Source organism: Arthrobacter sp. P1_B9 (genome assembly GCF_056406495.1).
Genome location: NZ_JBFUAA010000001.1, coordinates 416,084 through 429,345, shown reverse-complemented (window position 1 = coordinate 429,345; position 13,262 = coordinate 416,084). Strand labels below are relative to the sequence as shown.

Genomic DNA, 13,262 nt, shown 5'->3' with positions numbered 1-13,262 from the left:
GCTGGTTACGTGCTTGYAATCGTTTGCCCTGGACAGGGCTCCCAGACCCCTGGTTTTCTGGCCCCTTGGCTGGAACTGCCACCCGTCGCAGGCCTCCTGGCCTCCCTCAGCGAAATAGCAGGCATCGACCTCACCGCCCACGGCACCACCTCCGATGAGGAGACCATCAAGGACACCGCAGTCGCGCAGCCCCTGATCGTTGCTGCGGGCCTGGTGACGGCGAAGTCGCTGTTCGACGTCGAACTCGGCACGCTTCCCGTCATCCTTGCCGGCCACTCCGTCGGCGAAATCACCGCGGCTTCCCTCGCCGGTGTCCTGTCGGAATCCGAAGCCATGACATTTGTCCGCGAACGCGCCAACAGCATGGCAGCCGCTGCCGCCGCCACCCCGACCGGCATGAGTGCCGTCGTGGGCGGCGACCCCGCGGAGGTCCTGGCAGCCATTGCTGCCGCCGGGGCCACGGCCGCCAACGTCAACGGGGCCGGCCAGACCGTCGCCGCAGGCACCCTGGAGCAGCTGAAGGCCCTGGCGGAGAACCCGCCGGCCAAGGCCCGGGTTATTCCGCTGAAGGTCGCGGGCGCGTTCCACACCTCGCACATGGCCCCCGCGGGCGCGGCCCTGCAGGCCCTGCGTCCGTCGCTGCACCCGAAGGACCCGCAGGTGCCGTTGCTGTCCAACTTCGACGGCGCGGAAGTCACCGACGGCGCCGCCGCCGTCGACAGCCTGATCGCCCAGGTCTCCCGGCCGGTCCGCTGGGACCAGTGCATGGAGACGATGGTGCAGCGCGGGGTGACCGGCGTGATCGAGCTGGCTCCCGCCGGAACACTGGCGGGCCTGGCCAAGCGCGGCATGCCCGGCGTCAAGACAGTCACCGTCAAGACCCCGGACGATCTTTCCGCGGCCCTGGCCCTATTTGCAGAACTGGAGGGAGGGGCATGAGCGTTCCCACTCTGAAGCAGGCACCGGTGCAGGCCAACACCCGCATCATGGGTATCGGGGCTTACCGGCCCAGCGTGATCGTGACCAACGAGGACGTGTGCCAGTGGATCGACTCCTCGGATGAGTGGATCCGCCAGCGCACGGGCATCATCACCCGGCACCGCGCGCCCGCCGATGTCAGCGTGATTGACATGGCCGAGGGCGCCGCACGTGAAGCACTGCAGAAGGCCGGCATCGAGGCCTCCCAGCTCGGCGCCGTGATCGTTTCCACGGTCACCCACCCGTATGCGACCCCGTCCGCCGCAGCGAGCCTCGCCGACCGCCTCGGCGCGACGCCGGCCCCGGCCTTCGACATCTCCGCGGCATGCGCCGGCTACTGCTATGGCATCGCCCAGGGCGACGCCCTGGTGCGTTCCGGCGCGGCCTCCTACGTCCTGGTGGTCGGTGCCGAGAAGCTCTCCGACGTCATCGACAACACGGAACGGACCATCTCCTTCCTGCTTGGCGACGGCGCGGGCGCAGTCGTGATCGGCCCCTCTGACACGCCCGGCATCGGCCCCTCGGTGTGGGGTTCGGACGGCAGCAAGTGGGATGCCATCGGCATGACCCACTCCATGCTGGACATCCGCGAGCTCGCCCTGACCGGCAAGCACGGCGCCGCCGTCAGCGATGAGGAAGCGGCCGTGACCGACGCTTCCCTGTGGCCGACCCTGCGCCAGGACGGCCAGACTGTCTTCCGCTGGGCCGTGTGGGAGATGGCCAAGGTGGCCCAGCAGGCCCTGGACGCAGCCGGCATCCGGTCCGAGGACCTCGCAGCGTTCATCCCGCACCAGGCCAACATGCGCATCATCGACGAGATGGCCAAGAAGCTGCAGCTGCCCGAGACCGTCAAGATCGCCCGCGACATCGCCGACGCCGGAAATACGTCGGCGGCGTCCATCCCCCTCGCCACCCACCGCCTGCTTGAGGAAAACCCCGAGCTCAGCGGCGGGCTGGCGCTGCAGATCGGCTTCGGAGCCGGTCTGGTCTTCGGCGCCCAGGTGGTCGTGCTTCCTTAGGCAGCCACCGCTTTTCCGAACTAAATACGTTCCACCCGTTTCACCCTTGCACCGCATGTCCTTCAATTTCAGGGCCCGCCCCGCATGCTGTGCTCGCAAGCATTCCCGCACCAAGCCGAACCCTCGGTTTGAATCATTTCCGCCCTTAGGCTGCCGGCATTCCACCGGCAGCCGAGGGCAACAACCAGAAAAGGAGCCATCAATGGCTAGCAACGAAGAAATCCTGGCCGGCCTGGCTGAAATCGTCAACGAAGAGACCGGCCTGGCCACGGAGGCTGTCGAAATGGACAAGTCCTTCACCGAGGATCTGGACATCGACTCCATCTCGATGATGACGATCGTGGTCAACGCCGAAGAGAAGTTCGGCGTCCGCATCCCGGACGAAGAGGTCAAGAACCTCAAGACCGTCGGCGACGCCGTCAGCTTCATCGCCAACGCCCAGGCCTAGTCTGGCTTCCGCCAGTATCGGCGGACCCCGGTGTCCGGTCCGGGCGCTGCAGCAGCGCCCGGACCGGACCACCAGCACCACCACGAAATGCACCACCCGAAAGTTTTCCCCTCGCAGGCCCCGGCCATCCCGTTCGCGGTTCCGGATACGGCAGGCGCACCGACAGAGAGTGATCCCATGGCACGCAAAGTAGTCATTACCGGTCTGGGTGCCACCACACCCATCGGCGGCGATGTCCCCACGATGTGGAAGAACGCGCTCAAGGGCGTCTCCGGCGCGCACACGCTTGAGGACGACTGGGTGGCCAAGTACGAGCTGCCCGTCCACTTCGCTGCACGCGCCTCCACCCCTGCCCTGGACGTCCTAACCCGGGTCGAGGCCAAGCGCATGGACCCGTCCACCCAGTTCGCCGTGGTCGCATCCCGTGAGGCGTGGGCCGACTCCGGCATCACTGAAATCGACCACGACCGTCTGGCGGTGGCGTTCGCGACCGGCATCGGCGGCGTCTGGACCCTCCTGGATGCCTGGGACACCCTGCGCGAAAAGGGTCCCCGCCGCGTCCTGCCCATGACCGTGCCCATGCTGATGCCCAACGGCCCGGCCGCCGCGGTAAGCCTGGACCTGGGTGCCCGCGCCGGCGCCCACACCCCCGTTTCCGCCTGCGCGTCCGGCACCGAGGCCGTCCACGTGGGCCTGGACCTCATCCGCGCCGGCAAGGCCGACGTCGTCGTGTGCGGCGGCGCCGAAGCCGCCATTCACCCGATGCCGATCGCCGCCTTTGCCTCCATGCAGGCCCTCTCACGCCGCAACGACGATCCCGAGCACGCCTCACGCCCCTACGACCGTGACCGCGACGGCTTCGTCATGGGCGAGGGCGCCGGCGCCCTGGTGCTCGAGGCCGAGGAACACGCCCTGGCCCGCGGCGCCCGGATCTACGCCGAACTGGCGGGCACCTCGGTCACCGCCGACGCTTACCACATCACCGCCCCGGACCCCCAGGGCCTGGGCGCTACCCGCGCGCTGAAGGCTGCGATGTTCGATGGCCGCATCCAGCCCGAAGACATCGTGCACGTCAACGCGCACGCCACCTCCACCCCGGTCGGCGACAAGCCCGAGTACGCGGCCCTCAAGGCCGCCCTGGGCAAGCACGTGGACTCCGTCGCGGTCTCGGCCACCAAGTCCCAGATGGGGCACCTGCTCGGCGCCTCCGGTGCCGTGGAGGCCGTGCTGACCGTCATGGCCATCTACGACCGCAAGGCGCCGGTGACCATCAACCTCGAGAACCAGGATCCGGAAATCCCGCTCGACGTCGTCACGACCGCCCGCGACCTGCCGGCCGGCAGCATCGCCGCGCTGAGCAACTCGTTCGGCTTCGGCGGCCACAACGCCGTGATCGCGGTACGCAGCGTCTAGCTGCACGACCAGCAGCACGCCCGCAGCACGCCGGGACGGCAGATGGCGGCAATGTTCTTCATGAACATTGCCGCCATCTGCCTTTTGGCGCCTAGTTGAGTCGGTAATCGTTAATCACGACGCCGGATTGGAAGCGCTGGCTCGCCGTCAGTTCCGCATTCCAGGGTGAGTAGCCCCGGTCAGCGAAGAGCGGGATACCCGCACCGAACATCACTGGGTTGACCTTCAGGACCAGCCGGTCGATCTCTCCTGCCAGTGCCGAGGCCAATTGCCCGCCCCCGCACAACCAGATGTCCGCACCACCAGGCTCGGCCTTGAGCGCCGTGACGACGCCGGCCGGCTCCTCCGCGGTGCTGGTGATCTCCTCAGGGGCGGCGGTCTGCGTCCGAGTGAACACATATTGCCGCAGGTGCGGATAGGGGTTGTCGAGGCCGAGCGGCAGTCCCACGGCGTACGTGTTCCAGCCCATCAGGACGGTGTCGAATCGGGAAAGTGTGGGTGTCAGTCCCAGCGCGGCCAGGGCAGGCGCCGGAAGGGCGTCGGTGTAGTCCCGCAGAATTGTCTCCATGTGGTCGCCCTCGACAGGAAACGCATCAAAGCTATGGTCTGGTGCCGCGATGTAGCCGTCCAGGCTCACTGCGACGTAGTAAACGAGTTCGCGCATCTTCTCTCCGATCATGGTTGCTGAAGCGGTGTGAAGATCCTACGACAGACGTCCTGCCACCTGCCGGAACGAGCGATGGCGGCAGTGTTCGTAATGAACACTGCCGCCATCCTTCATGTGGCGCCTAGCTATGGATGTGCGGTGTTGCGCCTTGTGAGGCTTTAGCCGACCTGGTGGAGCCAGCGCACGGGGGCGCCTTCGGCGGCGTGCCGGAAGGGTTCGAGTTCCTCGTCCCAGGCCTCACCGAGGGCGAGCGAGAGTTCGTGGTAGACGGCCGAGGGGTCGCCGGCGCCGGATTCGTAGGCGTAGCGGATGCGGTCCTCGGAGACCATGATGTTGCCGTGGACATCGGTGGTGGCGTGGAAGATCCCCAGCTCCGGGGTGTGCGACCAGCGGCCGCCGTCGACTCCCTGGCTCGGTTCCTCGGTGACTTCGTAGCGCAGATGCGCCCAGCCGCGCAGAGCCGACGCCAATTGAGCCCCCGTGCCCGGCGTTCCGGTCCACGACAGCTCGGCCCGGAACATTCCGGGCGCGGCAGGCTGAGCGGTCCACTCCAGGTCCGTCCGCTTGTCCACGACAGACCCTATGGCCCACTCGACGTGGGGGCACAAGGCAGTCGGGGCCGAGTGAACGAACAACACACCTCGGGTCAGTGCAACAGACATTCCATCCTCCATAGCTGTAGGTACGTCTTCCCCAACGACCTGTGCCTGGATGTCTGTCTGTTGCGCGGATCCGAATTTATGCCGGCGGTCCCTGCCAGACTACTAATATACAGCCGGGTTCAAAGCTGGGACGTGATGCATTCCAGCTTCAAGTTCAACTTGAAACTTCCCGGGCGTGAGTTTTATTCTGCCCTACCCCTCCTAATTACGCCAGTGCGATTCGGCGCGTCTTTTCCGACGCGCCGTGCATGGTTCGGCAGTCCTGCAGATGGACCCTGGTCCGCTTGGCGCCGGGCAGGTCCGAGGGCCGAATCCGGGGCAGGAATCCGGGCCGAATTGTGTGCCTTTTCCGGCCGGCCGGACGCGCCGGACCGGTAATCCTCAGGCCCGGGGGTGTGCCTGCTGGTAGCTCTGCCGGAGCCTCTCAACGGACACGTGGGTGTAGATCTGCGTGGTGGCAAGGCTGCTGTGCCCCAGGATTTCCTGCACGGCGCGCAGATCCGCCCCGCCGTCGAGCAGGTGGGTCGCTGCGGAGTGCCGCAGGGCATGCGGCCCGGTGGCGGCGGTGTCTCCCAGCCGTTCCAGCATCTCCTTGACCACGCTGCGGATCTGGCGCTGGTCCACTCTTCCGCCGCGCGCGCCCAGGAAGAGCGCCGGGCCGCTGGTCCCGGTGGCGAGGGCCGGCCGGCCGCGGCGGAGCCAGTCGTCGACGGCGAGCGCCGCCGGCAGCCCGTAGGGCACCGTGCGTTCCTTGTTGCCCTTGCCAAGCACCCGGAGGGTCCTGCGGTCCGGGTCGAGGTCGTCGACGTCCATGCCGGCCAGCTCGCCAACCCGGACACCGGTGGCGTAGAGCAGCTCCACCATGGCACGGTTGCGCAAGGCCAGCGGTTCCCCCTCGGCCGAGGCGGATTCGGCGTCGTCCACGAGCCGCCGGACCTGTTGCTGGTGCAAGACGCCGGGCAGGGACTTCTCCCGCTTTGGCGCCTTGAGCCGCAGGGCGGGGTCGGCTTCGATCAGCTCCTCACGGACAGCCCAGGCGGTGAAGGCTCTGGCGGTGGCGGCGCGGCGGGCCAGGGTGGCGCGGGACTTCCCGGACTCGCTCTGGGCACCAAGCCAGCGCCGCAGAGTCCCGAGCTCCAGCCCGGCAAGGTCGTGGACGCCCTCGGTTGCGGCGTGCGCCAGCAGGCTTTCGACATCGGAGAGATAGGCCCGCACGGTATGGGCGGACCTGCCCCGCTCCGCTGCCAGGTAGCGGCCGAAGCGTGCGGCGGCGAGCTGGATACCGCCGTCGAGCGCGGCGGGCGGGGCAGCGGGGGGATCCTGTGTAGACACCCTCTTACTCTGGCAGTATTCCCCCCGCATTCAAGGAGCCGGTCGGCGAGCCGTTTCTTCCCGGTGAAGCAAGCCATCTCAGTCCGCCTTCCCGGAGCGTTTCCAGCCGCCATGCCGGGATTCGGCCAGCCCCAGTAGCCCGAGCCGGCCAAGACCTGCGCGGACCGAATCCGGGCTCAGCCCGGCCACCGCGGCAAGCTTCTCGACCGTGGTGGTGGTCCGCAGCGGCAGGGCATCGAGCAGGATCAGGTCCTCCAGGGTCAGGCCATCGTGGGCCTCGGACCGGCCTGCCTTGTCCGGGGGCATCGCCTCGCCGCTTGGGGAGGCGAGCTCGGCGATCTCCCCTGCATCCGTGACGCATACCGCGCCGCCCTCACGGAGAAGCCGGTGGCAGCCGGCGGAGTTGGCGCTGTGGATGGATCCGGGCACGGCGCCTACGGCCCTGCCCAGGCTTTCGGCATGGTGGGCCGTGTTGAGGGCGCCGGAGCGCCACCGGGCCTCGACCACGACCGTGACGGAGGCCAACGCCGCAATGAGCCGGTTCCGCTGCAGGAACCGGTAGCGGGTGGGAGCGGACCCGGGCGGAACCTCGGCCAGGACCGCGCCGCGGTTCGCCACGGTCCGCAGAAGGTCCTCATTGCCGGCGGGGTAGAAGCGGTCCACTCCCCCGGCCATGACGGCAATGGTGGGCACGCCGCCCGCGCTTCCGGCCAGGGCCGCCCTGTGGGCGTGGGCATCAATCCCGTAGGCCCCGCCGGAGACGATCGTGAAGCCGCGCTGGGCCAGGGAATAGGCGAGGTCGCCCGTTACCGATGCCCCGTAGCTGGTGCTGTCCCGGGAGCCCACGAGGGCTACGGACCGGGCCGCCGGTGGCAGCTCCTGTTCCACGCCGCGCCACCACAGGCACAGGGGCTCCTGCAGTCCGAGGTCCGCCAGCTGCCGCGGCCACAAGCCATCCGTGGGAATGATGAGGCGTCCGCCGAGCCGGTGCATGGTGGCCAGGTCCCGCTTCGGCGCGAGGTCGGGCACGCGCGGGGCCCAACGCTTCAGCGCCTCGCTGAGCCCGGACCAGCCGCTGCCGCACCCGCTGTCCGCCAGGATTCCAGTGATCTCCTGTTCGAGCCCGGGACCGGCGGCCAGCGCGCCGCTGGCAATCCGCAGGGCGTCCTGCGCCCCCACTGCCTGGACCAGTGCCAGGGCCGCGGCGTCCTGCGGCTCGAACAGGCGGGCCAGGGCGGCGCGGGCTGTTCGTTCGTCATCAATCATGGTGGTTCCTTTCGCGGGGGGGGGGGGGCACGTGCGGCGCATGTTGTGCGGGCAGGCTCACGGTGAAGCCGCGGCGGCCTGGCGGAGGCCCAGCGCTTGCCCGACGTCATCCCCGTCCGGCACGTCGCGCCGGGAGAGATCCGCAAGTGTCCAGGCGAGGCGCAGCACGCGGTCGTAGCCGCGGGCGGTCAGCACACCGCGCTCCAGCGCGTAGTCCAAAATGCGGGTGGTGGGGGCATCGAGCCGGAGAGCCCCGCGCAGCAGCCGCCCCGGCACCTGCGCGTTGGTCTCCATCCCGAATGGCAGCAGCCGCTCGAGCTGTCGGCCCCTGGCCGCCCGGACCCGTTCTGCGATGCTGGCGGTGCCCTCCTCGGGTGCAGGCTGGCCGAAGCCGGCGAGCGACACCCGCTCGACTTCCAGCTGGATGTCGACCCGGTCCAGCAGCGGCCCCGACATCCGGGCCTGGTATCGGCGGCGCATGGTGGGGGTGCAGATGCAGTCCACCCCCTTGCCCGTAGCCTTGCCGCAGGGACACGGGTTGGCCGCGAGGACCAGCTGAAACCGGGCGGGATAGGCTGCCGATCCGGCTGAGCGGTGGATGACCAGCTCGCCGCTTTCCAGCGGCTGCCGCAGGGCGTCCAGGACGCCGCGGTCGTACTCCGGGGCTTCGTCCAGGAAGAGCACCCCGCGGTGGGCCCGGGACGCCGCCCCGGGCCGCGGCAGCCCGGACCCGCCACCAATGATGGCCACTGCTGTCGCGGTGTGATGCGGGTTCTCGTAGGGTGGCCGGCGCAAGAGCTGCACGGAGCCCGAAGGCAGCGAACACAGGGAGTGGATGGCGGTGACTTCCATGGCTTCGGTGTCGCCGAGGTCCGGCAGCAGGCCCGGCAGCCGCTCGGCGAGCATGGTCTTCCCGGCGCCGGGCGGTCCCGTCAGCAGGAGGTGGTGGGCGCCGGCAGCGGCCACTTCCAGGGCGTGCCGCGCCGCTGCCTGGCCGGAGACATCGCACATGTCCGGCGCCAGTGCGGGACCGGTGTCTCTACCGGGGCCGTCCGCGTCGTCCGGTTCGGGTTCGAAGTCGAGCGCCAGGTCCTGCGGGTCCGCGCCGCAATCGAACGCGAGCCGGGCCAGTGTGCCGTAGCCCCGGACCTGTGCGCCGGGGACGAGCTCGGCTTCCGCCACGTTTGCCCGGGCCACCACGATCTCGGGATAGCCGGCCCGGACCGCGGCCATCACGGCCGGAAGGATGCCCCGCACAGGCCGCAACCGGCCGTCCAGGCCGAGCTCGGCGATAAAGACGGTGCGGCCCGTGGGCCGAATGTCGTCCGCCGCCAGCAGCACGGCCATGGCGATGGCGAGGTCGAAGCCCGAGCCACGTTTGGGCAGGGACGCCGGGATGAGGTTGGCCGTGATCTTCCGGCGGCTCAGCGGGATCCCCGAGTTCTGGGCCGCGGAGCGGATCCGTTCCTTGGCCTCGTTCAGGGAGGCGTCCGGCAGGCCAAGGATCACGAAAGCCGGGAGGGTCTGGCCGATGTCGGCCTCGACCTCGACGATATAGCCGTTGAGGCCCACGAGCGCGACGGAATAGGTCCGGCCCAGGGCCATCTACCCCACCCCCTTGAGGTGTTCGACGGCGGGTTCCCCGACGCCGTCGTCCAACACCGCGATCACGTCCACGCGGCGGAGAGGCATCCGCAGCTCATGGTCCCGGCACCACGCCGACCCGAGGCGGTGGAGGCGGGCCAGCTTGTCTGCGCCGACCGCCTCGAAGGGATGCCCGTACGCAAGGGATCTCCGGGTTTTCACCTCGGCGATGACCAGAGCGTCGCCGTCGAGCGCGACAATGTCGATCTCGCCCTCGGGGCAGCGCCAGTTCCGGTCCACAACCCGCATACCGAGCGATTCAAGATACCCGGCGGCGAGTTCCTCCCCGCGCCGTCCCAGCACATCCTTGGCTCTCATGACACCAGCGTGAAGGGGCGCCGGGGACGGGCACAGGGCACACTTTGGCTATGTGGGAAACCTGAATGGGAAACTTTCGGGTGGTCTCTGGCAAAGGAGATACGCGTCGGCTGAGTGACAGGCCCCCCAGCCGGCTGCCCGGCGGGATGAGGAGTACCGGCCGTGCCCGGCGCAACTGGTTCCGCACGCTGGGGTCGGCCTGTTGCCATTATCCCTACCTAAATGACTATTCCTACCCAGATGACTGGGCATGAAACCCCGCCAGCTATCCTGAACTGCTCGCCCAAAGTCAGAACTGATTTCTCAGTTCAACTTCCGGGGAGCAGCTCATCCATGCTGGCGGGGTTCATTTGCCAAACGCTGATGGCCGCGGGCTCTTTTCGGGCCATTTGGTTCTTATTTGACCACCACCGCTGTCGCGGCKGAGGTCTTCACCGCGGTGATGTAGCCGGTTTTGTACGCTGTGACCYTGACCGTCATGGCCTTGCCGACGTCGGCGCTGGTGGGTTTGTAAGCTACGGCGGTCGCGCCGGTGATCGCCACGCCGGAGCGGTACCACTGRTAGCGGGGACTGATCGTGGACGGYGACCAGGTGCCAAGGTTGGCGGTGAGGGTCGACCCGACCTTGGCGGYACCCGTGATCTTCGGCGCCGGCCCGACCAACGARCCCTTAACCACCGCAGTGGTAGCTGTGGAGGTCTTGGCCAAGTTGGCGAAACCGGCCTCAGACCCGGTCACGGTCACTGTCAGGGCCTTGCCAACGTAGGCGCTGGTCGGCTTATAGGTACTGCTTGTCGCTCCGAGAATGACGACGCCGCCGGCCTTCCACTGGTAGGCCAGGCTCACCGGTGCCGGACCCCAGGTTCCGGGGACGGCGGTAAGCGTCGAACCGACCTTCGCGGCACCAGTGATGGTAGGGACCGCCCCCGAAAGGGAACCCTTGAACGCTGCCACCCACAGGGCCGGCGCGCCTGGGGCCAAGGCATAGTCTTTCTTCGCCCGCGCGCTCACGATGACGACCCAGCTCCCGGGATACGTACCCGCAGCCACGACTTGCCCGTCCACAAGGTACTCGACACCGGTCGTGGCGGGAACCGTGTAGGTGTCGTCCTTTGTCCCGGCCTTGTCAGTGAAAGTCACTGCCGCGGGAGAGACCAGGAACGGGGTCGCCTTAAACGTCGTCGACCATGATGCCAAGGCACCAGGAGCCAGGGCGTAATCGGTTTTCGGCCGCGCTGTTGCCGTGACCTTGCCTATGGCCGGATACTTACCCGCAGCCACGACCTTGCCGCCGACGAGGTAGTCGATGCCGGTCGTGGCTGGAACGCTGTAGGTATCCTCGTTCGTCCCGTCCTTGTCCGTGAAAGTGACGGCCGCGGGAGCGACCAGAAATGGGGTGTTCTTGAACCTCATCCACCAGGTTGCTACGGCACCAGGAGCCAGGATGTAATCGGGCTTCGCCCGCGCGCCTGCGAAGAAAATCCCGTCGGTCGAATACGAATACGAATACGTGCCCGCAGATACAACCTTTTGAAGACCGGCGCCACCGACGAGGTAGTCAATGCCGACCGTCTCGGGGATGGTGTACGTATCGTTAGCCGTGCCGTCCCTGTCCGTCATCACGATAGGGGCAGGAGTCACTTGGACCGGGGTGGCGACGGGCGTTGTGGGCGTGCTGAAACTTTCGTAGGTGACGTAGCCTCGGTTGTACGCCCGCACCCGTGCCACGATGCTGTGCCCGATGTCGGCGGCCCTAGTCATGTAGGTAGGACTACTGCCGATTAGCTGTTGCAGGGAGTCCAGATGCATCCACCCGTACTCGACTCTGGTTGGCTTAGGGTCTAGTGCTGCGAGTTCCATCTTCAACGTAAACCCCACGGAAGGCGGACCTTCTACCTGGAGCTTCGGTGAATTGGAATACTCGCGGAGAGGATCCAACCTGAAATCTAGGCTTGCCCAGTCAATCGCGACTGGGGCGGGATCCTTCATGTCCGACGGGAATTTCTCGACTCTCCCGTCACGCCAGTACACGACACGTTTGTCATCGGGCCATGACCTCACCTCGATATGAGAGAGCGAGACAGGACCCAGCGGCCATCCATTCAGATCGCCAACTGCTGTGTTTGCATACCCCGCCCCGCACTCATCAAAGCAGACGTCATGTGTGGCGCCGAGGCTGTCTCCGTAGAAGAGGTTGCCGTAACCGATTGCCCCGACCCTGACCACGACTTGGTCTTGGTTTATGTCTTGGTCCGGGTACATCACCGCAGGCGAAAGCATTCTGATATCCGTTAGTGATGGTGACTCGCTAGTACCTACGGCTACAGACGGTGCCACTGAACCAACAATCAATGTCATTGCGGCCGCTAGGACAAATACAGTGGAACGACAGCGCTTAATAGACCTTTTCATTTATCCCCCAGATGATGATGACTAGACCCTACACGCCTCAACGCATCTAAGATCTCCAAACCGGATTCCGGCCGCACCATTAACAGATATGCGGCAACAACCGGGGATACTCACGGAACAAAGAGTTCGCCATCAATCCCGTCGCGGCCTATCTGTTCAAGACGATGCAGCGCGAGCTGAGCCATATCGTCCACGGTCACACCACTGACGAGAAGTTGGCAGAGTACTGCAACCACCGCGGGATCTTCGAGTTAAAAGCCAAGGGATCGGCCTATCTCATCATGAACGAGCTAGCCGGCCGATCAGTTCGACGCCGACGAGAGCCTGCACCACATCCAGCAGTGGCTAAAGGGGTCACAAGCCAGATGAGAATAGTATCCGCAGCCCGCTCAGCACTGCTGATCGCATAATCAAGGCAGAACGAAAGAACTGCAGGAGGAACAAGGAATGAAGGTACTTTTCCTCGACATTGACGGTGTCGTCAACCGCGTTGGTACGAGACAGAGCTTTCGCGGCTTCATGGGCATCGATCCTTTCCTGGCGTCCAAGGTCTGCAAGATCATCTTCGACACGGACGCAGCCGTTGTTCTAACGTCCACATGGCGGCATATCCCCGGCGGCCGTGAAGAAGTCGACAGACACGTTTGCAAGACCTTTGACGTTACTCCGACAGCGGACACAGGTTTTCGTGGCGAGGAAGTGAAGATGTGGCTGGACCGGCATCCGGAAGTTGCGCGGTATGCAATCGTCGACGATGACTCAGACTTCTATGCCGATCAGCCCCTGTTCAAGACCGCCTGGCAGACGGGAATCACCGACGAGATCGCGCAGCAGGTAACCGAATTTCTCAACAGTGGAGATAACCCATGAGTGCACATCTACCAACGTTGGGACACTTCGCCGCGACGCCTGCCGACGGCCCCGGATCTGGGCGGATCCCGGGCGGCCACTTCCGGCGATCAAATCCGTGGCGGCATTGACAGGACGTGTTGATGCGATTGTCAGGCAACGAAACGTAGCCAATGCCCGCACGGCCCACCTAGGCTTTTCCCAACCCCCTCGAATTCCGCGGGGCGTCCGTAGTCTCTCCTGAGGATCGGCCG

At 66.5% G+C, this 13,262-nt stretch carries 13 protein-coding genes; 5 read left to right on the top strand and 8 right to left on the bottom strand.

Going from position 1 to position 13,262, the window contains the following annotated elements:
* Positions 1-9 precede the first annotated feature (9 nt).
* The 4 genes from AC1D1A_RS01810 to fabF all read left to right on the top strand — a co-directional run bounded on the left by AC1D1A_RS01810 (position 10) and on the right by fabF (position 3,858).
* Complete coding sequence (locus AC1D1A_RS01810) at positions 10-939, top strand: ACP S-malonyltransferase (protein WP_476947011.1); 930 nt, start codon at positions 10-12, stop codon at positions 937-939.
* A complete protein-coding gene (locus tag AC1D1A_RS01805; protein WP_026537071.1) occupies positions 936-1,997 on the top strand; it encodes a beta-ketoacyl-ACP synthase III in 1,062 nt (353 codons plus the stop codon). Before AC1D1A_RS01810 ends, AC1D1A_RS01805 begins: the two co-directional genes overlap by 4 nt.
* Before the next feature lie 202 nt (positions 1,998-2,199).
* A complete protein-coding gene (locus AC1D1A_RS01800) occupies positions 2,200-2,445 on the top strand; it encodes an acyl carrier protein (protein ID WP_018773434.1) in 246 nt (81 codons plus the stop codon).
* A gap of 177 nt (positions 2,446-2,622) precedes the next feature.
* On the top strand, positions 2,623-3,858 hold the full coding sequence (gene fabF / locus AC1D1A_RS01795) for a beta-ketoacyl-ACP synthase II (protein ID WP_028275211.1): 1,236 nt from the start codon (positions 2,623-2,625) through the stop codon (positions 3,856-3,858).
* Positions 3,859-3,949: 91 nt separating this feature from the next.
* Here fabF and AC1D1A_RS01790 read toward each other — a convergent pair whose 3' ends face one another.
* From AC1D1A_RS01790 to AC1D1A_RS01755, 8 genes are all read right to left on the bottom strand, one after another.
* Positions 3,950-4,537, bottom strand: a complete 588-nt coding sequence (locus tag AC1D1A_RS01790) for a dihydrofolate reductase family protein (RefSeq protein ID WP_476947010.1) — start codon at positions 4,535-4,537, stop codon at positions 3,950-3,952.
* A gap of 146 nt (positions 4,538-4,683) precedes the next feature.
* Entirely contained in the window at positions 4,684-5,187 is a 504-nt protein-coding gene (locus tag AC1D1A_RS01785; RefSeq protein ID WP_026266435.1) for a DUF3145 domain-containing protein, read from the bottom strand.
* Between the two features lie 381 nt (positions 5,188-5,568).
* Positions 5,569-6,549, bottom strand: a complete 981-nt coding sequence (locus AC1D1A_RS01780) for a tyrosine recombinase XerC (RefSeq protein ID WP_476947009.1) — start codon at positions 6,547-6,549, stop codon at positions 5,569-5,571.
* A gap of 48 nt (positions 6,550-6,597) precedes the next feature.
* Complete coding sequence (dprA, locus tag AC1D1A_RS01775; protein ID WP_476947008.1) at positions 6,598-7,785, bottom strand: DNA-processing protein DprA; 1,188 nt, start codon at positions 7,783-7,785, stop codon at positions 6,598-6,600.
* Between the two features lie 57 nt (positions 7,786-7,842).
* Positions 7,843-9,390 carry a YifB family Mg chelatase-like AAA ATPase gene (locus AC1D1A_RS01770; RefSeq protein WP_476947007.1) on the bottom strand — a complete coding sequence of 516 codons (1,548 nt, stop codon included), beginning with the start codon at positions 9,388-9,390 and terminating at the stop codon, positions 7,843-7,845.
* Entirely contained in the window at positions 9,391-9,747 is a 357-nt protein-coding gene (locus AC1D1A_RS01765; RefSeq protein WP_476947006.1) for a YraN family protein, read from the bottom strand. It lies immediately after the preceding gene.
* A gap of 396 nt (positions 9,748-10,143) precedes the next feature.
* On the bottom strand, positions 10,144-11,508 hold the full coding sequence (locus AC1D1A_RS01760) for a hypothetical protein (protein ID WP_476947005.1): 1,365 nt from the start codon (positions 11,506-11,508) through the stop codon (positions 10,144-10,146).
* Between the two features lie 761 nt (positions 11,509-12,269).
* Positions 12,270-12,395, bottom strand: coding sequence for a hypothetical protein (locus tag AC1D1A_RS01755; RefSeq protein ID WP_476947004.1), 126 nt, complete (start codon positions 12,393-12,395; stop codon positions 12,270-12,272).
* A 211-nt stretch (positions 12,396-12,606) separates the two neighbouring features.
* Between AC1D1A_RS01755 and AC1D1A_RS01750 the strand changes: the two genes are divergently transcribed.
* A complete protein-coding gene (locus AC1D1A_RS01750) occupies positions 12,607-13,029 on the top strand; it encodes an HAD domain-containing protein (protein WP_476857271.1) in 423 nt (140 codons plus the stop codon).
* Positions 13,030-13,262 lie beyond the last annotated feature (233 nt).

What these genes read in the sequence shown, in the direction of transcription:
- AC1D1A_RS01805 (WP_026537071.1), top strand. Translation starts at nt 936, where the DNA reads ATGAGCGTTCCCACTCTGAAGCAGGCACCGGTGCAGGCCAACACCCGC.
- AC1D1A_RS01800 (WP_018773434.1), top strand. Translation starts at nt 2,200, where the DNA reads ATGGCTAGCAACGAAGAAATCCTGGCCGGCCTGGCTGAAATCGTCAAC.
- fabF (WP_028275211.1), top strand. Translation starts at nt 2,623, where the DNA reads ATGGCACGCAAAGTAGTCATTACCGGTCTGGGTGCCACCACACCCATC.
- AC1D1A_RS01790 (WP_476947010.1), bottom strand. Translation starts at nt 4,537, where the DNA reads ATGATCGGAGAGAAGATGCGCGAACTCGTTTACTACGTCGCAGTGAGC.
- AC1D1A_RS01785 (WP_026266435.1), bottom strand. Translation starts at nt 5,187, where the DNA reads ATGTCTGTTGCACTGACCCGAGGTGTGTTGTTCGTTCACTCGGCCCCG.
- AC1D1A_RS01780 (WP_476947009.1), bottom strand. Translation starts at nt 6,549, where the DNA reads ATGCGGGGGGAATACTGCCAGAGTAAGAGGGTGTCTACACAGGATCCC.
- dprA (WP_476947008.1), bottom strand. Translation starts at nt 7,785, where the DNA reads ATGATTGATGACGAACGAACAGCCCGCGCCGCCCTGGCCCGCCTGTTC.
- AC1D1A_RS01770 (WP_476947007.1), bottom strand. Translation starts at nt 9,390, where the DNA reads ATGGCCCTGGGCCGGACCTATTCCGTCGCGCTCGTGGGCCTCAACGGC.
- AC1D1A_RS01765 (WP_476947006.1), bottom strand. Translation starts at nt 9,747, where the DNA reads ATGAGAGCCAAGGATGTGCTGGGACGGCGCGGGGAGGAACTCGCCGCC.
- AC1D1A_RS01750 (WP_476857271.1), top strand. Translation starts at nt 12,607, where the DNA reads ATGAAGGTACTTTTCCTCGACATTGACGGTGTCGTCAACCGCGTTGGT.